This is a genomic window from Mesorhizobium sp. M1D.F.Ca.ET.043.01.1.1, assembly GCF_003952385.1.
Taxonomy (GTDB): domain Bacteria; phylum Pseudomonadota; class Alphaproteobacteria; order Rhizobiales; family Rhizobiaceae; genus Mesorhizobium.
The window spans coordinates 2,944,074-2,968,778 of sequence record NZ_CP034444.1 but is presented as its reverse complement, the minus strand read 5'-3'; the positions used below and the strand labels follow the sequence as shown (position 1 = coordinate 2,968,778).

The window sequence follows — 24,705 nt, the reverse complement described above, 5'->3', positions numbered from 1 at the left end:
CGCGATGCGCAGCATCGTCGCGCAACCGCGCGGACCCAAGCATCGGCGGCTTAGCTGAAACACCAGTATCGGACGTCCCGCGGTTCGCGACGATGCTGCGCATCGCGCCTACGCGTCGCGCTTCAGCGCTATCACCGGACGTCTCGCGATTGAGCGACGACGCTCCGCGTCGCGCGCACCAGCGCCGCCCAGCGTCCGGGCGTCAGCCCGAACGCCTTCTTGAAATGCCGGTTGAAATGGCTCTGGTCGCTGAAGCCGGCAGCAACGGCTGTCTCGGCTAAAGGCTCGCCGGCTTCGATCATGCGCCGGGCCCGCTGCAGCCGGCGCATCACGAGGAAGCGATGCGGGCTGGTCGAATAGGTCGCGCGGAAATGGCGTGACAGCGCGTAACGGTCGAGCCCGGTGATCGCTTCAAGCTCGTCGGAGCGCACCGCCCGTTCGGCGTTCTCTTCGAGATAGTCGCGGGCCAGCGCCGCCGCCCGCCACGCGATCGTTCCCGTCGGCTTTGCCGGCTGTCCGGCATGGCGTTTCAATTGCCGCGCCAGCTGCGAAATGAAATCGGCGACAAACAAATCGTCCAGCTCCTCGTCCAAGGGCGCGAGGGCTGAGAGCAGCGTGCCGCGCAAGGCCTGGTCGCTCACCACGGCATCCCGCACGAAAGGCAGCGGCGCGCCATTGAGGCAATCGAGCAGCAGCGACGGCTCCAGATAGAGGATCCGGTAGCGTAATCCGTCCTCGGTGCCGGCGCCGCCGTCATGCAACTCGTCGGGATGCAGCACGATGACCTGGCCCGGCAGGCTGTGTTGAAGCGCACCGCGATAATGGAAGCGCTGCACGCCATCGAGCGTGACCCCGATGGCATAGGTGTCGTGCCGGTGCAGCTCGAAGGCATTGCCGTGAAAGCGCGCCTCGATGCGCTCGAGGCCGGCGGTGCCGGGCGCCGAAACGATCCGGTCGTCGTCCGCGCACGAACGTTCAAGACCTTCCAGCGCCTCATCGCCTAGACCGTGCGCCATCGCCTCATCCATGCCCGTTGCGGGGCTACCTCTCGGAGAGACATTTTGGTGTTCGACACGAAATTTGCAATCGTGCTCAAGGAAGACCTCGCCGTCTGGCAGAAGCTCAACGTCACCGCGTTCCTGACCAGCGGCATCGTCGCGCAATTCCCTCAAATCATCGGCGAACCCTATCGCGACCGCGCCGGCAATCTCTTCAACCCGCTCTCGATCCAGCCTGTGATCGTGCTTTCGGCGGACGGGCCGACGCTTGCCGCGATCCGCTGCCGGGCCCTGGAGCGCGGGGTGACGACATCGGCTTATGTCGAGGAAATGTTCGCGACCGGCCATGACGTGGCCAACCGCGCCGTCTTCGCCGAATTCGCGCCCGACGATGCCAAGATGGTCGGCATCGCGCTGCGCGCCGAAAAGAAGCTGGTCGACAAGATCACCAAGGGCGCCCGCATGCACGCCTGAGCAGCAAAGCCGTGGTTGTTGTTGCAGCGGCTTCTTTCGGTCCGGCCACGCCCCATAATTGGCTTGCCGGCACGCTTTGGTTGCCGCAAAGGTGGCGTGTCCGCCTTCGCTTCCTCCCGGCCTGAATTTGTCTGCTTCCCGAACCCCAGACGACAGCGCAACGCCGCCCGCGGCGATGCTCTTGATGCTCTGCGTCTACGTCTGCTTCACCTTTCTCGACACCTCGAGCAAATATCTGGTGCTTGCCGGCGTCTCGGCGCTGATCGTCGCCTGGGCGCGCTTTACCGTTCATGTGCTGCTGGTCGGCGTCTTTTTGCGCGGCTGGCGCGAGCCGTCGCGCTTCCGCGCCAACAACCTGCCGGCGCACATCCTTCGCGGATGCCTTCTTTTCGGCTCGACCATGTTCAACATCCTGGCGCTGCGCACGCTCCAGCTCGCCGAAACCACCTCGATCTATTTCTTCGGTCCGATGGTGATCACCGCTTTGGCCGGTCCGCTGCTTGGAGAATGGGCCGGCTGGCGACGCTGGCTGGCGATCCTCACCGGTTTCGTCGGCGTTTTGATCATCACCCGGCCCGGCGTCGGCGTCTTCGGCATAGGCCATCTCTTCGCGCTCGGCTCGATGCTGTCGAACTCCTTTTACGTCATCATGACCCGGCGCATGTCCGCCAGCGAAACGTCGGAGAGCCTGATATTGTTTTCCGCCCTGGCGCCGGCGGTGCTGCTTGTGCCGCTGCTGCCTCTCTCGCATGCGCTGCCGCAGGATGGCTGGCACTGGGTGATCCTTTTGATGCTGGGCGTGTTCGGCGCCGGCGGCCATTGGCTGCTGGTCCAGGCCTATCGCCTGGCGACGACGACGGCGCTGGCGCCCTATCCGTATTCGCAGATGGTGTGGATGGTGATTTCCGGCTGGCTGATCTTCCATCAGCTTCCCGACCGCTGGACGCTGCTCGGTGCTGCCATCATCGTCGCCAGCGGCCTCTACATCATCCACCGCGAGCACAGGCTTCGCCTGCGCAATTCCGCCTCGTTGGACACGGAAGCCGAAACGCTCGCTAAAAAACTTTGATTTGCTCCAAAACCGGTGGCATAAGGCCGCATTTAAAAAATTTAAAGAGACCCTGGGGAGCGAAGGGCACTGGCACAGAAGATCAAGCTTTCGACCATCGCGGACGCGCTCGGCGTATCCACGGCAACGGTATCGCTAGCGCTGCGCGACAGCCCACTGGTGGCCGGCTCGACGCGCGAGCGCATCAAGGAACACGCACGCGCCATCGGCTATATCTACAATCGCCGGGCGGCTTCGCTGCGCACCTCGCGCTCCGGCATCGTCGGCGTCGTCGTGCACGACATCATGAACCCGTTCTTCGCCGAGATCCTGCGCTCAATCGAAAGCGAGCTCGACCGCAGCCGCCAGACCTTCATCCTGTCCAACCATTACGATCAGCTGGAGAAGCAGCGCACCTTCATCGACACGCTGCTGCAGCTCGGCGCCGACGGCGTCATCATGTCGCCAGCCATCGGCACGCCCGCCGAGGACATCATCATGGCCGAGGAAAACGGCCTGCCGGCGGTCCTGATCGCGCGCACGGTCGCCGGCGCCGACGTGCCGGTCTTCCGCGGCGACGACGCCTATGGCACGGCGCTTGCCACCAACCATCTGATCTCGCTCGGCCACAAGCGCATCGCCATGATCGGCGGCACCGACCAGACGTCCACGGGCCGCGACCGCTATCAGGGCTATGTCAACGCCATGGAGGCGGCCGGGCTGGAAGTCAGGCCGTCCTGGCGCATTCCCGGGCCGCGCACCAAGCAGGCCGGATTCGAGGCCGCAGGACAGTTTCTGGCGCTGAAAGACAAGCCGACCGCCGCCTGCTGCTGGAATGATCTGGTTGCGATCGGGCTGATGAACGGCATCGCGCGCGCCGGCCTGGTGCCGGGTGTCGATATCTCCGTCACCGGTTACGACGACCTGGAGGAGGCTGCGATAGCGACGCCGGCATTGACGACGGTCTGGAACGGCCAGCGCGAGGTCGGCCGCCGTGCCGCCAGCGCGCTGCTCGACAAGCTGAACGGGCAGGCCGTGCGGCCCTCGCAAGAACTGATCAAGCCGGAGCTGCACGTGCGCCAGTCCACCGGCAAGCCGGTGGAGCGTCAATGACCAGAGCCGAGGCAAATTCCCCGACCTCCATCCTGGTGCCGGGGCAATTCAACGACCATGCGATCGGCCGCATCGACAAGGCGTTCCGGCGCGTGTGGATCGAGCGCGCCGATCCGTCCCTCGTCACCGGCGAGATGCGGCAAGCCGTGCGCGGCATCGCCTCCTTCGGCGGCATCAGCGCGGCCATGATCGACGCGCTGCCCAACCTCGAGATCATCGCCAATTTCGGCGTCGGCTACGATTCGGTCGATGCCCGCCACGCGGCCACGCGCGGCGTCATGGTCACCAACACGCCGGACGTGCTGACCGAAGAGGTCGCCGACACCACGATCGGCCTCCTGATCAACACCGTGCGCGAGCTCTACAACGCCGAGAAATGGCTGCGCGACGGCGACTGGGTGAATAGGGGCAACTATCCTCTGAGCCGGCTCACTTTGCGTGGCCGCCGCATCGGTATCTTCGGCATGGGCCGCATCGGCCTTGCCGTCGCGCATCGCCTCGAGGCCTTCGGCCTGCCGATCGCCTATCACAACCGCCGCAAGGTCGAAGGCCTGTCCTACGAATACCATGTCACGCTGAAGGGTCTGGCCGAAGCGGTCGATACGCTGATTTGCATAGCTCCCGGCGGTGCCGCGACGGAAAAGGCCATCAATGCGGAAATCCTGTCGGCGCTGGGCCCGAACGGCGTCTTCGTCAATATCGGCCGCGGCAGCACGGTGGACGAGGCGGCTCTCGTCGCCGCCCTCGACAAGGGCACCATCGCCGCCGCCGGGCTCGATGTCTTTGCCGACGAACCGAACGTGCCCAAGGCGCTGCTCGACGCGCCCAACGCCTCGCTCCTGCCGCATGTCGGCTCGGCATCGGACCATACCCGCCGGGCCATGGCGGATCTGTGCGTCGACAATCTCATCTCCTGGTTCGGCGAGCGCCGGCCGCTGACCCCGGTGCCGGAGACCGCGCAGGTCAGGCCGAGAAGCTGACCAAGCGGACTGCCACACTTATTAACTGTTTAACTTAACTGTTTAACGCGCGCTTAACGCTTTGGAAACACTATGCATACTTCGTTATGCATGAATCGAAGCCGCGTGCGGTTCAGGCCTTGGGCATGGGGGTAAATTCCGAAGCGCCAGCGCGCGTTTCGAAGCTACGGAGAGACGGCGTGAAGGTCCTTTACATGTGCATGGCGGTTGCCGCGCTGGCCGGCGGCGTCCAGCTCTTCCATGGCGGCAGCGGCGAAAGCATCGCCAGCGAGACAACATCATCCGACAGCTTTCGTCTGACGGCCAATGGCGATGAAGCGGCCTGCGCTGTCAGGCGCGGCGCCGAGGTGTCGCACGGCGTGTCGCTACTCTCCGTCGCTACGAACTGCCGCAAGCTTCTGCCCGGCATCGAGCGCGCGAAGTTCTGGCGCGAGCAGGCCGACGGCACGGTGGCTTTCAGCGAGAACGGCATCGACCCGATCGTCACTTTCAGCGTCGCCGATGGCGACGGCTACGAATCCTACGCACCTGTCGCGCCGCTGCTGGCCCTGAGCAACGACAACTAACCGTCAAGCCGTGATCTTTCTGCAACTTCAGGTAGGAAAATATCCTCCAAGTGCCCGAACGACGGCGTCACGACGGACAGTTCGTCCCATACAAAAGCGGGATGGACACTGGGCGCCGGCGTTGAATACGCATTCACGCAGAATTGGACGACGCGTGTCGAATATCGCTACAGCGATTTCGGCAAGTTCACCGACAATCCGGCGACCGACGGCACCTTCCTCTATCCGACCGACGTGACAACACAAGCTGTCCGCGTGGGCTTCAGCTACAAGTTCTGATATCGGCTGATTGCGAAGGCGGCGCCGGGGGCGCCGCTATCGTCTATTCCGCTGCGGCGCGGGCGCCGCTTTTTGCCGCCGCGTGCAGGCGCACGGCATCGCCGAAGGCGCGGAAGATCTTGGCTGAGTTGCTGTCCGATTTCACCCAATATTCCGGGTGCCATTGGACGCCGACTGCAAAAGCGCGGGCATCCTTCACCGAGACCGCCTCGATCGTGCCGTCGGTGGCGACCGCCTCGACCTGCAGTTTCGATCCGAGCCGGTCGATCGCCTGGCGATGCAGCGAATTGACCTTGATCTCGCCGGCGCCGAACACGCCGGCGAGGCAGCTACCGGGCTTGATCGAAATCGTCTGGTGGATGCCGAAACGCTCGTCCTGATTGTCGCTCACCGGCGCGCGGTGATCGAGCGAGCCCTCGCGCTCCTGGATCTCGGTGCCCAGCGTGCCGCCCAGCGCCACGTTGAGTTCCTGGATGCCGCGGCAGATGGCGAGCAGCGGCACGCCGCGCTCGATCGCCTTGCGGATCAGCGGCAGCGTGGTCGAGTCGCGCGCCGGATCGTAGGGGCCGTTGGCCTCGCTGGCATCGCCGCCATAGAGCACAGGATGCACATTGGATTTCGAACCCGTGACCATGACGCCGTCGACCGAGGACAGCAGTTCGTCGAAATCCAGCCGGTCGCCGAAGGACGGCACCAGCAGCGGGAACACGCCGGCGCCGGCGATCGCCGCCTCGATATATTGCTGCGGCGCGGCGTGCCAGGTGTAGTTGTCGAACTGGCGGACATCTGTCGAGACGGCAACGAGCGGCTGCTGCATTTTGGATACGGTTTCCATTGAGAGCTAACGAATTATTCTGCCTACAAAATAGGCGATCCGACGGCGCTTTGCCATGGCAAGTTTCGCTGCCTCGCATGGGCCAGGAAACAGGGTGCGTTAGACTATAGTTGCAGGCAGCGCCGGAACGGCTGGAACTTTGGTCGCGATGCTGGACTCGACCTCTTGCCTGTGTATGTTTCTTCCCCAACCGATCCGGGCGCCGAGGATGTCCCGAATGTCGGTCAGTGGATCCGCAAGGGAGGAAACTTAATGGATCGTCGTTCATTCATCCGCAAGGCCGGTGCGTCCGGCGTCGGCGTCGCGGCGGCCGCCGCGCTTGCCGCGCCGGCAATAGCCCAATCCAATCCGAAAGTGACCTGGCGGCTGGCATCGTCCTTCCCGAAATCGCTGGACACGATCTACGGCGGCGCGGAAGTCTTCTCAAAAATGCTGTCGGAAGCGACCGACGGGAATTTCCAGGTCCAGGTCTTTGCGTCGGGCGAGCTGGTGCCCGGCCTGCAGGCGGCTGACGCCACCGCCGCCGGCACGGTCGAGGCCTGCCACACGGTGGCATACTATTATTGGGGCAAGGACCCGACCTGGGCGCTGGGCGCCGCGGTGCCGTTCTCGCTCAACGCGCGCGGAATAAATGCCTGGCACTACCATGGCGGCGGTATCGACCTGTTCAACGAGTTCCTGGCCACGCAAGGGCTGTTCGGCCTGCCTGGCGGCAACACCGGCGTGCAGATGGGCGGCTGGTTCCGCAAGCAGATCAATACCGTGGCCGATCTTTCCGGCCTCAAGATGCGCATCGGCGGCTTCGCCGGCAAGGTGGTGCAGAAGCTCGGCGTCGTGCCGCAGCAGATCGCCGGCGGCGACATCTACCCGGCGCTGGAAAAGGGCACTATCGACGCCGCCGAATGGGTCGGCCCTTATGACGACGAGAAGCTCGGCTTCTACAAGGTCGCGCCCTACTACTACTATCCCGGCTGGTGGGAAGGCGGCCCGACCGTGCATCTGATGTTCAACAAGGCCAAGTACGAGGAGCTTTCGCCGGCCTACAAGTCGCTGGTGCGCACCGCTGCCCAGGCGGCCGACGCCAACATGCTGCAGAAATACGATTTCCTCAATCCGGCGGCGGTGAAGCGGCTGGTGGCCGGCGGCGCCAAGTTGCAGCCGTTCAGCCAGGAGATCATGGCCGCCTGCTTCGAGAAGGCGAACGAGGTTTACGCCGAGATGGAAGCCTCGAACGCGCCGTTCAAGAAAATCTGGGACTCGATCAAGGGCTTCCGCAAGGAGCACTATCTCTGGGCCCAGGTGGCCGAGTACAATTACGACACCTTCATGATGGTCCAGCAGCGCAACGGCAAGCTGTAGGCGTTTTCATCGAAGTTCGATCTGGGAGACCCCGGCTTGTCCGGGGTCTCTTCGTTTGCGCCGGTAGCGGACGCTGCTTCAGCCGTTCGGCACGACCAGCACCTTGACCTCACCGGGAGCCGCCGGATTCGAGATCACGCGCGACGCCTCTTCTAGGGGCACTTGCCTCGAAATCAGCTTGTCGATTTCGATCGCGCCCGATGCGACAAGGTCGGCGGCGCGGCGATGCGTGAAGGGGTTGATGAAGGAACCGAGAACCTTCAGCTCGCGGAACAGGACGTCGAACGGCTCGAAGGCCACCTTCTGCCCTTGCGGCATCACGCCGACGATCACCACCGTACCGCCGGACTTGGCCAGCCGCATCGATTGCTCGACGGTGTCCGGGACGCCCGCGCATTCGAGCACCACGTCGACGCCGCCCGGCACCAGGCCGGCCTTTCCGGCGATGGCCTCGATGGGATCGACGGCGCTGGGATCGACCGTGGCCGTAGCGCCGAGCTCTTCGGCCAGCGCCCGGCGCGAGGCCTGCCTGGTCGACAGGATGATGGTCGCCGCGCCCGCGAGCTTCGCCAGCTGCACCGTGAGCAGGCCGATGACGCCGCCGCCCAGCACCACCACCGAGGCGCCGGGTCTGATGGCGGCGAGATCGATGCCATGCAGGCAGCAGGCCAGCGGCTCGCAGAAGGCGCCATGCGTCGGCTTGAGATCGGCGGGCAGCAGGAAGGCCTGGCTTTGCGGCATCACGACATAGTCGGCGAAACCGCCGTCCCGATGGATGCCGATGGCCCTGAGGTTGCTGCACAAATTGACGCGGCCGGCGCGGCAGTGGCTGCAGCGCCCGCAGGAAATATTGGGGTCGCCTGTGACGCGGTCGCCGACGGCGATATCGGCGACGGCCTCGCCGACCGCCTCGACGATGCCGCAGAATTCGTGGCCGAGCGTGACCGGCGGCTTTGACGGGAACTCGCCATGGAACAGGTGGCGGTCGGTGCCGCAGACGCCGCAGGCCTCGATCCGCACGAGAACGTCTTCCGGACCCGGCGCGGGTTTGGCGACATCGCGAAGCGCGATGCCGCCGATTGCTTCCAGCCGGACTGCTTTCATGGCGCGGTCACCTCAATTGAAGCTCGGCGGCTTCGAAAGATCGGGCGCCGGCGCGGCCGGCTTGGCTGGCGCCGTGTCGCCGAAATTCGGCGGCTGCGACAGGTCCGTCGTGCCGGGTGCAGCCGGTGCGGCGCCGCCATTGGCGGGCGCCGCACCATTGTCGGCCGGCGGCGTGCCGAGCGGCGCCAGTCCCGGCATCTCCGGCAGCTTCAGGTCTATCGTGCTGGGCTCGACGGCGGCGCCCTTGTAGCGCATCACCATTTGCGGGAAGGCGATGGTCAGCGCGATCATGATCACCTGGATGCAGACGAAGGGCACGGCGCCCCAGTAGATCTGGCCGGTGGTGACCGGCGCGATCTGCTTGCCGGTGATGCGGTCGAGATAGGGCACGCGCGCCGCGACCGAGCGCAAGTAGAACAGCGCGAAGCCGAAGGGCGGATGCATGAAGCTGGTCTGCATGTTGACGCCGAGCAGCACGCCGAACCAGATCAGGTCGATGCCGAGCTTGTCGGCGGCCGGCGCCAGGAGCGGCACGATGATGAAGGCGAGCTCGAAGAAATCGAGAAAGAAGGCGAGCAGGAAGACCAGGATGTTGACCCCGATCAGGAAGCCGGTCTCGCCGCCCGGCAACGAGACCAGGAGATGCTCGACCCAGATATGGCCGTTGACGCCGTAGAAGGTGAGCGAGAAGACCCGCGCGCCGATCAGGATGAACAGCACGAAGGAGGAGAGTCTGGTCGTCGAGGCGAGCGCCTGCTTGATGACGTCGAACGACAGCCGCCCCTTTGCCGCGGCCATGATCAGTGCGCCGACCGAACCCATCGCGCCGCCTTCGGTCGGCGTGGCGATGCCGAGGAAGATGGTGCCGAGCACCAGGAAGATCAGCGCCAGCGGCGGGATCAGCACGATCACCACCTGCTGCGCCAGCTTGGACATGACGTTGATCCCGAGCCGCTGGTCGGCGATCGCCACGATGTAGATGACGATCACGCCGACGGCGGCGCCGAGGATGTCGGCATTGTCGCCATGGGCAGGTTCGAGATAGCGGTAGGCGGCATAGGATATCGCACCCGTAGCCAGCAGCGCCACGATCAGCGAGATCACGCCGCGGCCGAGCGTGCGGGCTTCGAGCGGCAATGCCGGCATCGCGTTCGGCCGGATGATCGACGTGATCAGAATGTAGAGCATGTAGATGCCGGTGAGCACCAGTCCGGGGATCAGCGCGCCCGCATACATGTCGCCCACCGAGCGGCCGAGCTGGTCTGCCAGCACGATCAGCACCAGCGAGGGCGGGATGATCTGGGCCAGCGTGCCGGAAGCCGCGATCACGCCCGAGGCGAGGCGCCGGTCGTAGCCGTAGCGCAGCATGATCGGCAGCGAGATCAGCCCCATGGCGATAACGGAAGCCGCCACCACGCCAGTCGTCGCGGCAAGCAGCGCGCCGACGAAGATCACCGCATAGGCGAGCCCGCCGCGGATCGGGCCGAAGAGCTGTCCAACCGTGTCGAGCAGGTCCTCGGCCATGCCGGATCGTTCGAGAACAATGCCCATGAATGTGAAGAACGGAATGGCCAGCAGCGTGTCGTTCGACATCACCCTGGTGCCGTAGAAATTGTCCGGCAGCGCATGCAGCAGCGGCCAGGCGAGGTTGATCGATCCCCCCGAATACGGCGACAGGAGCACGCCGATGAAGAAGAACAACAGGCCGTTCGCGGCGAGCGAGAAGGCGACGGGGTAGCCGATCAAAAGGAAGATGATCAGCGAGGCGAACATGATCGGCGCCATGTTCTGCGCGATGAATTCGATCACGAGCGCACCTCGCCGGAAAGGGCCTTGGCTTCCTCGGCCAGCGCCTCGGCCTCGAGCTTTGCCTGGTCATGCGCCGATATGAAGGGGTTGGGATCGTCCATATGGCCGCTCATGATGGCGATCTTCTTGATGATTTCGGAGACGCCCTGGATGGCCAGCAGGAAGAAGCCGGTGAGCAGGATTGCCTTTGCCGGCCATACGATAAGCCCGCCGGCATTGGTCGACATCTCGCCGCTGCGGAAGGATAGCGACACGTAAGGCACGAAATAGATCACCATCAGCACCACGAACGGCATCAGGAAGAGGAGGTGGCCGAGAAGGTCGATCCAGTGCTGCACGCGGCGGGAAAACATGCCGTAGACGATGTCGATGCGGATATGGTCGTTCTGCTTCAGAGTGTAGGCGGCCGCCAGCATGAAGGCGGCGCCGAACAGGTACCACTGCAGTTCGAGCCAGGCATTGGAGGAGATGTCGAACGTCTTGCGGATGACGGCGTTGCCGGCGCTCACAAGGATCGCCAGCAGGATCAGCCATGAGACCCAGCGGCCGATGAACTCATTGATGCGGTCGATCGTCCTGGATAGAGCGAGCAGCCCTGCCATGCATGTCCTCCCTGATCATGCGGCGCGCCCGATTCCCCCATCCGGTGTCGCACCGCTTGGCCCAAGGGTATGCAGTGCGTGGTCCGATAGGTCAACATGACGGGGCGCGACAAACGGCGGCGGCGGTGGAAAGCCGCCAGCTCACCGCGGGTCATGCAACCAAAGTCTATGGGATTCAGGCGACCTTGGACTGGTCGCGGCCGGCGCCGATCAGCACCAGCATGGCGACGAGGAAGAGATAGATCCAGCCATCGCGCCATTCGATCGGGAAATAGCCGGCCCAGAGCGATTCGGCCATGCCGAAGGCTGCGGCGCCAAGGGCCGCCTTGAGCGGCGACATGTAGCCGCCGACAGCCGTCACGAACAGGATCTTGAGGCCATAGACGAGGCCGGTGCCGAAGCTGATGTTGCCGTAATAGAGGCCGGCGAGCACGCCGGCAAAAGCCGCGCAGAACCCGCTATAGAGCACCGCGCGGCGGAACACGGCGCGCACGTCGATGCCGCACATCGCCGCCGCCTTCGGATCGTCGGACACGGCACGCCAGGCGCGGCCGAAGCGCGAATGCGAAAACGTCCAGGCCGCCAGCGCCACCACCGCCACCACCGCCGCGCAGTCCATAAGCTGGATGACCGTGAGCGTCACCTTGAAGCTGGCGCCCTGGGCGAAGATGACGGGTTGGGCGAGCATCGGCGGCAGCCACAGATCATGGGTGTCGGCGGCGATACGGCTTGCTTCCGACAGGAACAGCAGGATGCCGAGGGTCGTCACCACGATGGCATTGGGCGACCGGTCCGCCAGCCTCTCGAACACGCTTCGCGACAGCGCCTGGCTGACGAGCACAGCATAAAGCAGGGCGGCGACGATGCCGAGCGCGACCGAGGCGGCGAGCGTCAGCCACAGCGCTTGGTAGCCGAAGGCGGCGGCCAGGATCATGGTGTGGCCGCAAAAGGCGAACAGCGCGCCATAGGCAAGGTTGGTGCGGTGCAGGATGCCGTTGGTCAGCACATAGCCGAAGGCGAGCAGCGCATAGAGCGCGCCGGAATGCAGCCCGTTGAGCACCTGCTGATAGAAATAGAGCATCGAGCATCCCCGGGCCGTGCGACCTGGGCCCGTTGGGAAGGTTGCACCCGGAATCTAACTTGTCAAATACGTTTTATCGGTTAGATTTCTGGCATGACGGTATCCTGGACCCCGCACCGCTTCACCGGCGGCATCCTTGCGCTCGATACGGCGAACACCGTCGTGCTGCGCAACGATCCGGAAAGGACGTTCGACCGTTTCGACGATCCGGCCGAGATCGCCCGCTTTGCCGAGGCGGCGAGCGGCTTCCGCGCCGCCGAGCTCGGCGGCCGGCGGCTGGAGGCGCCGGAACCGGGCGGCATCGCCCCGGTCGTGCTGTCGATCCGCGAGGCGACCGACCGCCTGTTCCGCCACGCCATTGCGAAAGGCGCGATCGCCGCCGCCCATCTTCCGGATTTCCTGACGGCCTGCGCCGGCGGCCTCTCCGGCAGCAGCACAGAAATCGCTGCGCCGGGTCGGCCGTTCGGCGATCCGGCGACGCCGATCGCCTTCGAGGCGGCTTTGGCCGTCTCGGCGCTTTCGCTGTTGCGCGACGAAACTGTTGCGCGGCTCAGGATCTGTCCGAATTGCAGCTGGCTCTTCGTCGACCGCAGCCGCAACTCCAGTCGCCTCTGGTGCGACATGGCCGTCTGCGGCAATCGCCAGAAGGCGAACCGCTACTACCGCCGCCGCACGGCGGCCAGGGAGGTCACCAATGCCTAGAAAATTCCGTTCGATCGCTCTCGGTGCGGCGCTGATCGCCGCCACGGTGCTCGGAGCCTGCCGCGATACCGGCAAGGAGCAGCTCTTCGCCATTTCCGGCAAGCTGTTCGAATTCAACTACCGGCTCGGCATCGCCACCTACGTCATCACGCTGAGGCCGCTGCGGCCCATGGGCGAGGGACAGGTTGCCGTGGTCAATTTCCAGAATCCGGCCGGCGGCGATCCGATCGTCGTCAACCAGAAGATCTGGCCAAAGCTTCCGCACATCACCCTGACCAGCCCGCCGCTCACCTGCGTCGTCAAGGACAAGCCCTATTCTGTCTCGATCCGCATCGAGGATTCCAGCGGCACACTGCTCCAGAGCATCGACACGACGATGACCTCGTCGGAGGACCAGACCATGCTGCCGGACCGGCCGCTGGTGATCGGCCCGAATTACGAGCTCAACCCGGACCTTGCCGGTCATCCCGACGGCAAGCTGCCCGATGCGCCCAAGCCGGATTGCTCCAAGGCCGTGTGAAGCGCGCCGGCCGCTCGAAATTTTCGTGCGCGGTAAGGCTTTTAGCATGGTCTTGAATGCGCCGGCCGCTCCCAATCGGACCGTTTGTTGCGTCGGCTCTGGCCTCTGCGATTTTGTTTGACCTCTCCCGCAAGGGAAGAAAGACTGCGGCCTCCCACTCCGACGTTGGCCGCCTCAGGCGTGCCTCCGCAGAGGAAATGCCTGATGACGCTGCATGACGTCGCGCTCGACGACAAGTTCGACCTTGGCAAGGAGCGCGTTTTCCTGTCCGGGGCGCAGGCCGTCGTGCGCATGCTTCTTATGCAGCGCGAGCGCGACCGCCGCGCCGGCCTCAACACCGCCGGCTTCGTCTCGGGCTATCGCGGCTCGCCGCTCGGCGGCCTCGACATGCAGCTGTGGAGAGCGAAGCGGCAGCTTGCCCAGGCCGACATCGTCTTCCAGCCGGGCCTCAACGAGGAGCTCGCCGCCACCGCCTGCTGGGGTTCGCAGCAGACCGAGCTGCTCGGCGAAGGCACGCATGACGGCGTCTTTGCGGTCTGGTACGGCAAGGGGCCGGGCGTCGACCGCTCCGGCGACGTGTTCCGCCACGCCAACCTTGCCGGCTCGTCGAGAAACGGCGGCGTTCTCGCCCTGATGGGCGACGACCACATGGCCGAATCCTCGACCAACGCGCACGCCACCGAATTCCTGTTCGTCGACACCATGGTGCCGATCCTCAACCCCGCCGGCGTCCAGGAGATCATCGACTACGGTCTCTACGGCTTTGCCATGTCGCGCTTCGCCGGCACCTGGGCGGCGATCAAATGCGTCAAGGACAACATCGAATCGACGGCCTCGGTCGACGCCTCGATCGAGCGGCTGGGGATCGTCATCCCCGACTTCGACATGCCGCCCGGCGGCCTCAACATCCGCCACGAGATCGACATGCTCGGGCAGGAGGAGCGGCTGCATGAGCACAAGCGCGCCGCCGCTTCCGCCTTCATCCAGGCCAATGGGTTGAACCGCGTCGTCTATTCCGGCGGCCGCAACCCGAAGCTCGGCATCATCACCATCGGCAAGAGCTATCTCGATGTCCGCCAGGCGCTCGAGGATATCGGCATCGACGAGAAGGCCGCCAACCGCATCGGCATCCGCCTGTTCAAGGTCGGCTGCCCCTGGCCGCTCGATTATCAGCATATCGCCGACTTCGCCCGCGGCCTCGACACCATCGTCGTCGTCGAGGAGAAGCGCTCGCTGATCGAGGTGCAATTGCGCGAGAACCTCTACGGCTCCGCCATCCAGCCGGCCATCGTCGGCAAGAAGGACGAGCGCGGCGACTGGCTGTTTCCGGCCAAGGGCGCGCTCGACCCGAACGAGATCGCGATCGCGCTCGGCGAGCGGATCCTGCGCACCATCGGCCCCTCGGAGGAGATCGCGGCGCGGGTGGCGAAACTGCGCCAGTTCCAGGCGATGCTTGCCGACACCGTCGACATCGGTTCGCGCACGCCTTTCTTCTGCTCCGGCTGCCCGCACAATTCCTCGACCAAGGTGCCGGAGGGCTCGCTCGCCGCCGCCGGCATCGGCTGCCACTTCATGGCGCTGTGGATGGACCGGAACACGGTCGGTTTTACCGCGATGGGCGGCGAGGGCGCGCAATGGGTCGGCCAGGCGCCGTTCTCCAGGCGCGATCATATCTTCCAGAATCTCGGCGACGGCACCTACAACCATTCCGGCCTGCTGGCGATCCGCTTCGCGCTGTCGAGCGATGCCAACATCACCTACAAGATCCTCTACAACGACGCGGTCGCCATGACCGGCGGCCAGCCGCATGAAGGCGGCCTGACGGTGGATATGATCGCCAGGCAGGTGCGCGCCGAGGGCGTCGAGCGCATCGCCGTCGTCACCGACGAGCCGGACAAATATGTCGGCAAGGCGGATTTCCCGGCCGGCGCCACCATCCATCACCGCGACGACCTCGACCTCGTCCAGCGCGAATTGCGTGGCGTGAAAGGCATCTCGGTGCTTTTCTACGACCAGACCTGCGCCGCGGAGAAGCGCCGCCGCCGCAAGCGCGGCACCTTCCCCGACCCGGACAAGCGCGTCTTCATCAACGAGCTGGTCTGCGAAGGCTGCGGCGATTGCGGCGTTCAATCGAACTGCGTTTCGATCCAGCCGGTCGAGACCGAATTCGGCCGCAAGCGCCGGATCGACCAGTCGAGCTGCAACAAGGATTTTTCTTGCATCAACGGCTTCTGCCCCTCTTTCGTGACGGTGCACGGCGGCAAGATCAGGAAGGCCGAAGGCATTGCCGGCAAGAGCGACCCGCTCGACGGCGTGCCGGAGCCCATCGAATTTCCGCTCGGCGCGGAGGGCTGGGCGGCGATCATCGACGGCGTCGGCGGCACCGGCGTCGTCACCATCGGCGCGGTGCTCGGCATGGCAGCTCATCTCGAAGGCAAGGGCTGCGGCATGATCGACATGGCGGGCCTTGCCCAGAAGGGCGGCTCGGTCTTCACCCATGTCCGCATTGCCCCGACGCCCGAGGACATCCACGCCATCCGCGTTTCGGCCGGCAAGGCCGACCTCGTGCTCGGCTGCGATCTCGTCGTCTCCGGCGCCAAGAAAGTGCTCGCCGCTGTGCGCGAGGGCCACACCATGTTCCTCGCCAACACCGCCGAAATCATGCCTGGCGAATTCACCCGTTCGGCCGATTTCTCGCTGCCGGTCGAGCGGCTCAAGAAGGCGATCCGTGCCGCCGCCGGCGACGACAAGGCCCACTTCTTCGACGCCACCCGCACGGCGACGGCGCTGTTCGGCAATTCGCTTGGCGCCAACATGTTCATGCTCGGCTTCGCCTTCCAGCATGGCGGGCTGCCGCTCTCGGCCGAAGCCGTTGAAAAGGCGATCGAATTGAACGGCGAAGCGGTGGCGATGAACATCGCCGCCTTCCGCTGGGGCCGTCGCGCCGCGCACCAGCCGGATTTCGTGCGCGGCCTGGTCGGCCGTACCGGCAAGCCGGCGTCGGCGCCAGCCGAGACGCTCGACGACATCATCGCCCGGCGCGTCGCGTTCCTGACCGCCTATCAGAACGCGGCCTACGGCAAGCGCTATGCCGGCAGGATCGCCGCGCTGCGTGCCGCCGAGGCGAAGGCGCTTCCCGGCTCGACGGCCGTGACCGAGGCTGCCGCCAAGAACCTGTTCAAGCTGATGGCGATCAAGGACGAGTATGAGGTGGCGCGGCTCTATACCGATGGCGCCTTCGCAGCCGATCTCGCCAGGCAGTTCCAGAGCTACGAGAGGCTGGAATTCCATCTCGCGCCGCCGATCCTCGGGCGGCGCGGCAATGACGGTCGCCCAAGGAAATCGGGCTTTGGCCCGTGGATGATGAAGGCATTTCGCCTGCTGGCCGCCATGAAAGGCCTGCGCGGCACTCTGTTCGACGTGTTCGGCCGCACCGCCGAACGCCGCGCCGAGCGGCAGCTGCTTGCGCAATACGAGGCCGATCTCGACCTGATTGCCACAGCACTTGCGCCGGGCAGGATCGACGCCGCCGCGGCGCTGGCGTCCGTGCCGGCGCTCGTCCGCGGCTACGGTCATGTCCGGCAGGCCAGCGCCGCAAGGGCGGCTGAGGAGCGCTCGAGGCTGCTGCAGCGGCTGAGTGAGGCCGCGCCGGTGCCGGTCCTCAGCGCCGCCGAGTGATTGCGCCAAACCGATTGCCCGAAGCTTTCTCAGATCGGCCCGGATCCTTGCGCCTTTGGCACGCGGGCGAGCCGAAGCGTTTGCTTAAGCCGGTCCTGTTCTAAGCCTTTCTTAAGGCGGTTGTGTCATGACAAGGCTTAGCGTTGGGCCGACCCTATGGGCAAAACAAAGACCGAAAGCATCCCCGCGGATGTTTATATCCAATTTGTGCGCTCGTTGTTCGACAACGCGCACATGTTGTTGATCGGTGGTGCGTGCTACTGGATCCTCGGGTTGATGATCTATCTGCGCACGCACGATCCCTTGTTCCTGGCGTTTTCTTTTGCTCTGCTTTCCGTCAGCCTTATCCGTTACTTCGGCATTCGCGATTTCCTCAAGACCGGCGGCGTGATTGCCGATGTCGAACACGCGCAGCGATTGGAGCGCAGCTACATCCTCAAGGGCTGCCTCCAGGGCCTCGGACTGGGCGCGCTGTGCTTCGTGTCGATCTATGTCTATCCCGATCCCTTCGCCGAGCTGGCGGCGATGTCGCTGACCCTGGCGACGCTGGTCACCGTCGTCGCCCGCAACTACGGGTCGCCGCGCATGGTGCGGATCTTTTCCGTGACCTTCATCGGTCCGGCGGCGCTTGCGCTCCTGCTGCGCATGGACGCGCCGTCCGTCGTCCTCGGCCTGATGATCATCCCGATGACGTTCATCACCATCACCGGCGCCGATCATGTCCGCAACGTGCTGTTCTCGGCGGTTATCGGCCACAAGCAGGCGAGGAACCTGACGCGCAGGTTCGACCGCGCGCTCAACACCATGTCGCACGGCCTGGTCATGCTCGGCCCGGACGGACGCGTCGCCGTCGCCAATGCCGAGGCCGCCCATCTGATGTCGCTGAAATCGGCCGACGCGCTGCTCGGGCGCTCGATCCACGGCCTGCTGATGCGCGGCGTCGCCGGCGGCATGCTGGCGCCGAAGGACTGCCGCTACATCGAAGCGCAACTGACGCGCGCCCTGCGCGAGGGCCGGGACCGCAAGGTGCTGGTGTCGCTCGCCAACGGCCAGCACTACGAATTCTCCGCGCGCGAAGGCAGCCAGGAACTCGGCGTCGTCACCTTCGAGGATGTGACGGCCCGCGTCGAGGCCGAGGAAAAGATCCGTTTCATGGCGCGCTACGACAACCTCACCGGTCTGCCGAACCGCGCCTACTTCCACGAGCTGGCCGGCGGGGCCATGGCTTCTGGCGACCGCGACCGGCTCTGCGGCCTGGCGGTGCTCGACCTCGACGATTTCAAGAGCGTCAACGACACGCTCGGCCATCCCGTCGGCGACGGCTTGATCTATGCCGTGGCCGAGCGCCTGGCGGCGATCGCCGGGCCCGGCATCAATGTCAGCCGTTTCGGCGGCGACGAGTTCATGGTCTATTTCGACCGCATCGAGGACGAGAGCCATCTGGGCGGCCTGCTCGACGAGATCTTCGCGGATTTGCAAGGCGAGGTCGACGTCGCCGGCCACGGCCTGCGCATCCAGGCCAGCGGCGGCGCGGTATTGTCCCGGGTCAAGGACACCGATGTCGACGCCATGATCGTCAAGGCGGACCTCGCGCTCTACAAGGCCAAGGAACTCGGCAAGAACAGCTGGCGGCTGTTCGAGGCTTCGATGGATGCCGCCTTCCGCAACCGACAGCTGATGAAGGCCGATCTGCGCAGCGCCGTTCAGGCCAGGGAGCTGCGCGTCGTCTACCAGCCGATCGTGTCGATGAGCACCATGCGCATCGCCAGCTGCGAGGCGCTCTGCCGCTGGGACCATCCCGATCTCGGCCCGATTTCGCCAAGTGTCTTCATTCCGCTGGCCGAGGAGATGGGCATCATCTCCGAGATCAGCGCCTTCGTGCTGCAGGCTGCCTGCGCCGAATGCGCCAAATGGCCGGCGCAGACCAGCGTCTCGATCAACCTCTCGGCCAAGGATTTCCGCAACCGAGACGTCGTGCAGAAGGTGCGCGACGCCCTGGCTGCGTCGGGCCTTGCGCCGCACCGCCTCGAGATCGAGGTCACCGAGACCGCCTTGCTCGACGACAAATCGCTGACCCGCGAGTTGATCGAAGAGCTCAAGACCCTGGGCGTCCGCATCGCGCTCGACGACTTCGGCACCGGCTATTCCAGCCTCAGCTACCTGCACAAGCTGCCGCTCGACAAGATCAAGATCGACCGTTCCTTCCTGATCGACGTGACCCAGAGCCCCAAGTCGCTCGACCTTCTGAAGGGCATCGTCGGCCTGACCCGGACGCTGGGCCTGGTCGTCACCATCGAAGGGGTCGAGACCTTCGAGCAGCTGAAGATACTGGTGCGTTCGGTCAAGCCGGACCTCGTGCAAGGTTTCCTCTTCGGCGCCGCGCTCAGCGCGTCCGGCATCGAGACGATGTCGAACGTCACCTGGCCGTTCGCCGCGGACCTGCGTCTCGCGGCCAAGCGGACGGCCAGATAGTCGCAACTATATATTTTCGATTACCTGTATCTATGATACGGGTTGCTTGGACCATGCAGTCATCGAGCAAAAACGCAAGCTTTCATGAAATTTCATTTCTGCAAGTTATGGAATAATTTTATGTGAAGGATTCATAACGTTTCGAGTTTAAATCTGTATAGGTCCAAATATTTTGACATACGGATTTCTCCATCAGAAGCATGAATCAACGCATCGTTCAATATTACCGAATTGATGGCGTAATTCATAGCAAAGGCACGAGCTTAGATCCGGACGCCTGGTGTGCTTCTTCAACGCAACGCCGTCGGCAGCAGTTCGCCCGATTGTTAAGGTTAACGAAGGGTAAATCAGCGGGATCGAATTTTCGGCTTGTGTCCCATTTCAACTCGAATAGCCTATTCATAGGCGGATACGAGGACTTGAGGATGGATGCTGCGAGAAACGATGCGCAGGCTGGCGCCGGCGCGAACGCTGGGTCGGCGCTGAACCGTTCGATCATGCAATTGCTGGAGCATGTCGACTATCGTCTCATCACGGGGGGCGAGGATCTGGAGGCGATCTACCGCCTTCGCTATCACTCCTACCTGCGCTCGGGCATGTGCGGTCCGATCGCCAGCGGGATGTTCGAGGATCGCTGGGACAATCTGCCGAATTCCTATCGCTTCGGCGTTTATTTCGACGGCCACTTGGTCAGCACGCTGCGGCTCCACTACATTTCCCGCGAGCACCCCTATTCGCCCTCCGTCGACGCCTATCCGGAAATCCTGGCCGAGCGGCTTGCCCGCGGCGAGAGCTTCATCGACGGAACCCGCTTCGCAACCGATGCGGACAGCGCGCCCGCGCCGGGGGTCCTGCCTTTCCTGACGCTCAGGCTAGGCATGGTGGCTTCCAGCTATTTTGGCCAGACCGCGGTGCTCACGCCGGTCAAGGTCGAGCATTCCGCTTACTACGCCCGCATCTTCCATGCCGTGCAGCGGACCGAGGGCAAGGTGTTTCCCGGCGTTCTTGCGCCGATCGCCTTGTTCGAAATCCCCTGCGGCGAGAATCTGCGCCAGACGCTCGAGCGGTTCCCGTTCTTCAAGTCGACGGCGGTGGAACAGCGGATGATGTTCGCCAATCCGGCCATCAACCGACTGACGCCGCTCTCCATCGTGCCGACGGCGAAATACTATCGCGACGCCGCCTGAAAAGGGCGTCCTCCGCGCACAATGGACCTTTCCTGCAACTTTGCCGTTATAAGTAGCGGCGCCGCGATCGGGCGCCGCCGCAATTCTGCCCAACAGGCGCTTCGCCCCGGGCTCATGTCGGGTTGTTCATGGGAAGGAATACGATCGTGACCATCCACTCGCTTGCGCTCACGCCCCTGATCTCGCTGATCGCCGGCATATTGATCCTGGTGATGCCGCGCCTGCTCAACTACATCGTCGCGCTCTACCTGATCGTCGTCGGTCTGCTCGGCCTGTTTCCTCACTTGGCCGGCTGAAATCGCGGGATCCTGCGTAGCGGCAACGTCCGTCCCAATTTCAACTTTCATTTGAGGCTGTTGTCGCTGGCCGTGCGGCAATAGCGCCATTGCTCTTGCTCCGGCTTTTCGCTATGTGCCTCGAAGGCATTTTCGAAGGGGTATTCCTATGGCTGATCACACGCCGACCGGTCCTGTCGAACTGGGTGCGCAGATGGACTATGCCGAGCATGATCGCACCTACAAGGCGTTCCTCTCGCTCGCCAAATACGGCTCGCTCGTCTGCGCCGCCATCCTGCTCGCCATGGCCTTCGGCTTCTTCGCGGGCGGCTTCTTCTCGGCCACTATCCTGTTCATCGTGATCATGGCCGTCGGCTATTTCATTCTGCGGTAGACTTTCCAAGCCATTGCGTTCGACGTCCTGCCGGGAGTCCCGGCCGACGCCTTGTGCAGCAAGGTTCCAGCCGAAAGGATCATGCGGTGGGGCAGACGGTATTCATCCCTCGTGAGCTTGACGCCAACGAGCCGCGCGTCGCTGCCTCGCCGGAAACGGTGAAACGGCTGGTGGGCCTGGGCTTCGGGGTGATCGTCGAGAAGGGCGCCGGCCTCGGCTCCCGCATCACCGACCAGGATTTCGCCGCTGCGGGTGCCGCGATCGGCAAGGCTGCCGACGCGTCGAAAGCCGACGTGGTGCTGAAAGTGCGCCGGCCGACGGATGCGGAGCTGAAGGGCTACAAGCCCGGCGCCGCCGTCATCGCCATCATGGATCCCTACGGCAACGACGCAGCGCTCGCCGCGATGGCCAAGGCCGGCGTCACCGCGTTTTCCATGGAATTCATGCCGCGCATCACCCGCGCGCAGGTGATGGACGTGCTGTCCTCGCAGGCCAATCTCGCCGGCTACCAGGCGGTGGTCGACGCGGCCGCCGAATATGACCGGGCGCTGCCGATGATGATGACGGCGGCCGGCACCGTGCCGGCGGCCAAAACCTTCATCATGGGCGTCGGCGTCGCCGGCCTGCAGGCGATCGCCACCGCGCGCCGCCTCGGCGCCGTCGTCACCGCCACGGACGTGCGCCCGGCGGTGAAGGAGCAGGTGCAGTCGCTCGGCGCCAAGTTCCTGGCGGTCGAGGACGAGGAGTTCAAGGCGGCCGAGACCGCCGGCGGCTACGCCAAGGAAATGTCGAAGGAATACCAGGCCAAGCAGGCGGCGCTGACCGCCGAGCACATCGCCAAGCAGGACATCGTCATCACCACGGCGCTGATCCCCGGCCGTGCGGCGCCGAAGCTGGTCTCCGCGGCCATGGTCGCCTCCATGAAGCCGGGCTCGGTGATCGTCGATCTCGCCGTCGAGCGCGGCGGCAATGTCGAGGGCGCGGTGCCCGGCAAGGTCGTGACGACGGAAAACGGCGTCAAGATCGTCGGCCATCTCAACGTGCCTGGCCGCGTCGCGGCCTCGGCATCACTGCTCTATGCCAAGAACCTCTACGCCTTCCTCGAGACGATGGTCGACAAGGCAACGAAAGAGCTTGCCATCAAGCGCGACGACGAACTGGTCAAGGCGACGATGCTGACCGATGGCGGCCAGGTCGTGCATCCGAACTTCTCCAAGGCGGCGGAGGCGCCGCGCACCGAACCGGCGGCCATTCCCGCCACGATCATTGTCGCTGACGCCTCGACCAAGCCGGTCGCGAAGAAGACAGCGGCGAAGAAGCCTGCCGCAGCCAAGTCGGCCTCGTCCAAGTCGAAAGGGACCGCGTGATGGAACAGCTGCAAAAAGCCCTCGACCAGCTCGATCAGGCGACCGCCGCCGTCCGCCTTGCGGTGCAGGATCTGGCCAATGCGCCCGCCGGCGCCGAGGCTGCCGGCAACGCGGCGCATGCGCTCTCCGGCGGCGCCATCGACCCCTTCGTCTTCCGCTTCGCCATCTTCGTGCTGGCGATCTTCGTCGGCTATTATGTCGTCTGGTCGGTGACCCCGGCGCTGCACACGCCGCTGATGGCCGTCACCAACGCCATCTCCTCGGTCATCGTCGTCGGCGCGCTGCTTGCCGTCGGCATCGCGGCTTCCGGCCTTGCGGCGGGCTTCGGCTTCGTCGCCCTGGTGCTGGTCTCGGTCAACATCTTCGGCGGCTTCCTCGTCACCCAGCGCATGCTGGCCATGTACAAGAAGAAGGAAAAGTGACGTGACCGTCAATCTCGCCTCCTTCCTCTATCTGGTCTCCGGCATCCTGTTCATCCTGGCGCTGCGTGGCCTCTCGCATCCGACCACCAGCCGCCAGGGCAATCTCTACGGCATGATCGGCATGGGCATTGCTCTATGCACGACGCTGGCGCTGGCGCTGCCCTCGGCTGGGCGCTTCGGCCTGATCGTGCTGGGTCTCGCCATCGGCGGCGGCGTCGGCGCCTATGTGGCCCGCCGCATCGCCATGACCTCGATGCCGCAGCTTGTCGCCGCCTTCCACAGCCTCGTCGGCTTCGCCGCCGTCATGGTGGCGGCCGCCGCCATCTATGCGCCGGAAAGCTTCGGCATCGGCACGGCGGGCGACATCCATGCCCAGGCGCTCATCGAGATGAGCCTTGGCGTCGCCATCGGCGCCATCACCTTCACCGGCTCGGTCATCGCCTTCCTCAAGCTCGACGGCCGCATGTCCGGCAAGCCGATCATGATCGGCGGCCGCCACCTCATCAACATCGCGCTTGGCGTTGCGCTCGTGGTGCTGATCGTGCTGCTCGTCACCACCGAATCCAAGTTCGTCTTCTGGCTGATCGTCGCCGCCTCGCTGGTGCTCGGCGTGCTGTTGATCATCCCGATCGGCGGCGCCGACATGCCGGTCGTGGTGTCGATGCTGAATTCCTACTCGGGCTGGGCTGCCGCGGCACTTGGCTTCACGCTCGGCAATCTGGCGCTGATCATCACCGGCGCGCTGGTCGGCTCGTCGGGTGCGATCCTGTCCTACATCATGTGCAAGGGCATGAACCGCTCCTTCATCTCGGTCATCCTCGGCGGCTTCGGCGGCGAGACGGCGGCAGTTGCCGACGACGGCATCGAGCGCACCGTCAAGCAGGGCTCGGCCGACGACGCCGCCTATCTGATGATGAACGCGCAGAAGGTCATCATCGTGCCCGGCTACGGCATGGCGGTCGCCCAGGCGCAGCACGCGCTGCGCGAGATGGCCGACAAGCTCAAGGCCAACGGCGTTGAGGTGAAATACGCCATCCATCCGGTCGCCGGCCGCATGCCCGGCCACATGAACGTGCTCCTGGCCGAGGCCAACGTGCCTTATGACGAGGTGTTCGAGCTCGAGGACATCAACTCCGAATTCGCGCAGGCCGACGTCGCCTATGTCATCGGCGCCAACGACGTCACCAACCCGTCCGCGCGCGACGACAAGTCCTCGCCCATCTACGGCATGCCGATCCTCGACGTCGACAAGGCCCGCACCTGCCTGTTCGTCAAGCGCTCGCTGGGCTCCGGCTATGCCGGCATCGACAACACGCTGTTCTACAAGGACGGCACCATGATGCTGCTCGGCGACGCCAAGAAGATGACCGAGGAAATCGTCAAGGCGTTTGATCACTGATCGGCCGCAGCGTCTGCAGCAAAAAAGCCCGGCGTCCGCCG

At 64.7% G+C, this 24,705-nt stretch carries 23 protein-coding genes; 17 read left to right on the top strand and 6 right to left on the bottom strand.

The window, feature by feature from the left end:
• Positions 1 to 131: 131 nt before the first annotated feature.
• On the bottom strand, positions 132 to 1,016 hold the full coding sequence (locus EJ067_RS14400) for an AraC family transcriptional regulator (RefSeq protein WP_126086319.1): 885 nt from the start codon (positions 1,014 to 1,016) through the stop codon (positions 132 to 134).
• A 48-nt stretch (positions 1,017 to 1,064) separates the two neighbouring features.
• On the opposite strand from EJ067_RS14400, the gene EJ067_RS14395 reads away from it, so the two are divergent.
• The 6 genes from EJ067_RS14395 (at position 1,065) to EJ067_RS14370 (ending at position 5,458) form a co-directional block, all read left to right on the top strand.
• The gene (locus tag EJ067_RS14395) at positions 1,065 to 1,472 is read left to right on the top strand and encodes a DUF2000 family protein (protein ID WP_126086318.1); all 408 of its coding nucleotides are present in this window, start codon (positions 1,065 to 1,067) and stop codon (positions 1,470 to 1,472) included.
• Positions 1,473 to 1,656: 184 nt separating this feature from the next.
• A complete protein-coding gene (locus tag EJ067_RS14390) occupies positions 1,657 to 2,541 on the top strand; it encodes a DMT family transporter (RefSeq protein WP_189510613.1) in 885 nt (294 codons plus the stop codon).
• A gap of 69 nt (positions 2,542 to 2,610) precedes the next feature.
• Complete coding sequence (locus EJ067_RS14385; protein WP_126086316.1) at positions 2,611 to 3,633, top strand: LacI family DNA-binding transcriptional regulator; 1,023 nt, start codon at positions 2,611 to 2,613, stop codon at positions 3,631 to 3,633.
• The gene (locus EJ067_RS14380; protein WP_126086315.1) at positions 3,630 to 4,613 is read left to right on the top strand and encodes a 2-hydroxyacid dehydrogenase; all 984 of its coding nucleotides are present in this window, start codon (positions 3,630 to 3,632) and stop codon (positions 4,611 to 4,613) included. Before EJ067_RS14385 ends, EJ067_RS14380 begins: the two co-directional genes overlap by 4 nt.
• 194 nt (positions 4,614 to 4,807) lie before the next feature.
• Positions 4,808 to 5,179, top strand: coding sequence for a hypothetical protein (locus EJ067_RS14375; RefSeq protein WP_126089620.1), 372 nt, complete (start codon positions 4,808 to 4,810; stop codon positions 5,177 to 5,179).
• A gap of 39 nt (positions 5,180 to 5,218) precedes the next feature.
• Positions 5,219 to 5,458 carry an outer membrane beta-barrel protein gene (locus EJ067_RS14370; protein WP_126089619.1) on the top strand — a complete coding sequence of 80 codons (240 nt, stop codon included), beginning with the start codon at positions 5,219 to 5,221 and terminating at the stop codon, positions 5,456 to 5,458.
• 43 nt (positions 5,459 to 5,501) lie between these two features.
• Here the strand turns inward: EJ067_RS14370 and EJ067_RS14365 are convergent, their stop codons facing one another.
• On the bottom strand, positions 5,502 to 6,275 hold the full coding sequence (locus tag EJ067_RS14365; protein ID WP_126086314.1) for a gamma-glutamyl-gamma-aminobutyrate hydrolase family protein: 774 nt from the start codon (positions 6,273 to 6,275) through the stop codon (positions 5,502 to 5,504).
• 270 nt (positions 6,276 to 6,545) lie between these two features.
• Here EJ067_RS14365 and EJ067_RS14360 point away from each other — a divergent pair, with 270 nt between their 5' ends.
• Positions 6,546 to 7,652, top strand: coding sequence for a TRAP transporter substrate-binding protein (locus EJ067_RS14360; protein WP_126086313.1), 1,107 nt, complete (start codon positions 6,546 to 6,548; stop codon positions 7,650 to 7,652).
• 78 nt (positions 7,653 to 7,730) lie between these two features.
• Here the strand turns inward: EJ067_RS14360 and EJ067_RS14355 are convergent, their stop codons facing one another.
• The 4 genes from EJ067_RS14355 to EJ067_RS14340 all read right to left on the bottom strand — a co-directional run bounded on the left by EJ067_RS14355 (position 7,731) and on the right by EJ067_RS14340 (position 12,248).
• Positions 7,731 to 8,756 carry a zinc-dependent alcohol dehydrogenase family protein gene (locus EJ067_RS14355; RefSeq protein ID WP_126086312.1) on the bottom strand — a complete coding sequence of 342 codons (1,026 nt, stop codon included), beginning with the start codon at positions 8,754 to 8,756 and terminating at the stop codon, positions 7,731 to 7,733.
• Positions 8,757 to 8,768: 12 nt separating this feature from the next.
• The gene (locus EJ067_RS14350) at positions 8,769 to 10,562 is read right to left on the bottom strand and encodes a TRAP transporter large permease subunit (protein WP_126089618.1); all 1,794 of its coding nucleotides are present in this window, start codon (positions 10,560 to 10,562) and stop codon (positions 8,769 to 8,771) included.
• Positions 10,562 to 11,167, bottom strand: coding sequence for a TRAP transporter small permease subunit (locus EJ067_RS14345; RefSeq protein WP_126086311.1), 606 nt, complete (start codon positions 11,165 to 11,167; stop codon positions 10,562 to 10,564). Before EJ067_RS14345 ends, EJ067_RS14350 begins: the two co-directional genes overlap by 1 nt.
• A gap of 175 nt (positions 11,168 to 11,342) precedes the next feature.
• Positions 11,343 to 12,248, bottom strand: coding sequence for a branched-chain amino acid ABC transporter permease (locus EJ067_RS14340; RefSeq protein ID WP_126086310.1), 906 nt, complete (start codon positions 12,246 to 12,248; stop codon positions 11,343 to 11,345).
• Positions 12,249 to 12,341: 93 nt separating this feature from the next.
• Here EJ067_RS14340 and EJ067_RS14335 point away from each other — a divergent pair, with 93 nt between their 5' ends.
• The 10 genes from EJ067_RS14335 to EJ067_RS14290 all read left to right on the top strand — a co-directional run bounded on the left by EJ067_RS14335 (position 12,342) and on the right by EJ067_RS14290 (position 24,664).
• Complete coding sequence (locus tag EJ067_RS14335) at positions 12,342 to 12,950, top strand: CGNR zinc finger domain-containing protein (protein ID WP_126086309.1); 609 nt, start codon at positions 12,342 to 12,344, stop codon at positions 12,948 to 12,950.
• Positions 12,943 to 13,470, top strand: a complete 528-nt coding sequence (locus tag EJ067_RS14330; RefSeq protein ID WP_126086308.1) for a hypothetical protein — start codon at positions 12,943 to 12,945, stop codon at positions 13,468 to 13,470. Before EJ067_RS14335 ends, EJ067_RS14330 begins: the two co-directional genes overlap by 8 nt.
• A 204-nt stretch (positions 13,471 to 13,674) precedes the next feature.
• Positions 13,675 to 17,148: an indolepyruvate ferredoxin oxidoreductase family protein gene (locus EJ067_RS14325; protein ID WP_126086307.1), complete on the top strand. Its 3,474-nt coding sequence runs from the start codon at positions 13,675 to 13,677 to the stop codon at positions 17,146 to 17,148.
• A 156-nt stretch (positions 17,149 to 17,304) separates the two neighbouring features.
• Positions 17,305 to 19,620, top strand: coding sequence for an EAL domain-containing protein (locus EJ067_RS14320; RefSeq protein WP_126086306.1), 2,316 nt, complete (start codon positions 17,305 to 17,307; stop codon positions 19,618 to 19,620).
• Positions 19,621 to 20,045: 425 nt separating this feature from the next.
• Positions 20,046 to 20,807 carry a hypothetical protein gene (locus EJ067_RS14315; RefSeq protein WP_126086305.1) on the top strand — a complete coding sequence of 254 codons (762 nt, stop codon included), beginning with the start codon at positions 20,046 to 20,048 and terminating at the stop codon, positions 20,805 to 20,807.
• A gap of 146 nt (positions 20,808 to 20,953) precedes the next feature.
• A complete protein-coding gene (locus tag EJ067_RS14310) occupies positions 20,954 to 21,103 on the top strand; it encodes a DUF3096 domain-containing protein (protein WP_082296269.1) in 150 nt (49 codons plus the stop codon).
• A 148-nt stretch (positions 21,104 to 21,251) separates the two neighbouring features.
• Positions 21,252 to 21,476, top strand: coding sequence for an aa3-type cytochrome c oxidase subunit IV (locus tag EJ067_RS14305; RefSeq protein WP_126086304.1), 225 nt, complete (start codon positions 21,252 to 21,254; stop codon positions 21,474 to 21,476).
• A gap of 86 nt (positions 21,477 to 21,562) precedes the next feature.
• Entirely contained in the window at positions 21,563 to 22,843 is a 1,281-nt protein-coding gene (locus EJ067_RS14300) for a Re/Si-specific NAD(P)(+) transhydrogenase subunit alpha (protein WP_126086303.1), read from the top strand.
• Positions 22,843 to 23,265, top strand: a complete 423-nt coding sequence (locus EJ067_RS14295; protein ID WP_040974911.1) for an NAD(P) transhydrogenase subunit alpha — start codon at positions 22,843 to 22,845, stop codon at positions 23,263 to 23,265. Before EJ067_RS14300 ends, EJ067_RS14295 begins: the two co-directional genes overlap by 1 nt.
• A 1-nt stretch (position 23,266) precedes the next feature.
• A complete protein-coding gene (locus EJ067_RS14290; protein ID WP_126086302.1) occupies positions 23,267 to 24,664 on the top strand; it encodes an NAD(P)(+) transhydrogenase (Re/Si-specific) subunit beta in 1,398 nt (465 codons plus the stop codon).
• Positions 24,665 to 24,705: the final 41 nt, after the last annotated feature.

Excerpts from the sequence above, each read along its gene's own strand:
- EJ067_RS14380 (WP_126086315.1), top strand. The coding sequence starts at position 3,630 with ATGACCAGAGCCGAGGCAAATTCCCCGACCTCCATCCTGGTGCCGGGG.
- EJ067_RS14325 (WP_126086307.1), top strand. The coding sequence starts at position 13,675 with ATGACGCTGCATGACGTCGCGCTCGACGACAAGTTCGACCTTGGCAAG.
- EJ067_RS14295 (WP_040974911.1), top strand. The coding sequence starts at position 22,843 with ATGGAACAGCTGCAAAAAGCCCTCGACCAGCTCGATCAGGCGACCGCC.
- EJ067_RS14390 (WP_189510613.1), top strand. The coding sequence starts at position 1,657 with ATGCTCTGCGTCTACGTCTGCTTCACCTTTCTCGACACCTCGAGCAAA.
- EJ067_RS14360 (WP_126086313.1), top strand. The coding sequence starts at position 6,546 with ATGGATCGTCGTTCATTCATCCGCAAGGCCGGTGCGTCCGGCGTCGGC.
- EJ067_RS14375 (WP_126089620.1), top strand. The coding sequence starts at position 4,808 with ATGTGCATGGCGGTTGCCGCGCTGGCCGGCGGCGTCCAGCTCTTCCAT.
- EJ067_RS14345 (WP_126086311.1), bottom strand. The coding sequence starts at position 11,167 with ATGGCAGGGCTGCTCGCTCTATCCAGGACGATCGACCGCATCAATGAG.
- EJ067_RS14320 (WP_126086306.1), top strand. The coding sequence starts at position 17,305 with ATGGGCAAAACAAAGACCGAAAGCATCCCCGCGGATGTTTATATCCAA.
- EJ067_RS14330 (WP_126086308.1), top strand. The coding sequence starts at position 12,943 with ATGCCTAGAAAATTCCGTTCGATCGCTCTCGGTGCGGCGCTGATCGCC.
- EJ067_RS14335 (WP_126086309.1), top strand. The coding sequence starts at position 12,342 with ATGACGGTATCCTGGACCCCGCACCGCTTCACCGGCGGCATCCTTGCG.
- EJ067_RS14355 (WP_126086312.1), bottom strand. The coding sequence starts at position 8,756 with ATGAAAGCAGTCCGGCTGGAAGCAATCGGCGGCATCGCGCTTCGCGAT.
- EJ067_RS14305 (WP_126086304.1), top strand. The coding sequence starts at position 21,252 with ATGGCTGATCACACGCCGACCGGTCCTGTCGAACTGGGTGCGCAGATG.
- EJ067_RS14340 (WP_126086310.1), bottom strand. The coding sequence starts at position 12,248 with ATGCTCTATTTCTATCAGCAGGTGCTCAACGGGCTGCATTCCGGCGCG.
- EJ067_RS14365 (WP_126086314.1), bottom strand. The coding sequence starts at position 6,275 with ATGCAGCAGCCGCTCGTTGCCGTCTCGACAGATGTCCGCCAGTTCGAC.
- EJ067_RS14400 (WP_126086319.1), bottom strand. The coding sequence starts at position 1,016 with ATGGCGCACGGTCTAGGCGATGAGGCGCTGGAAGGTCTTGAACGTTCG.
- EJ067_RS14315 (WP_126086305.1), top strand. The coding sequence starts at position 20,046 with ATGGATGCTGCGAGAAACGATGCGCAGGCTGGCGCCGGCGCGAACGCT.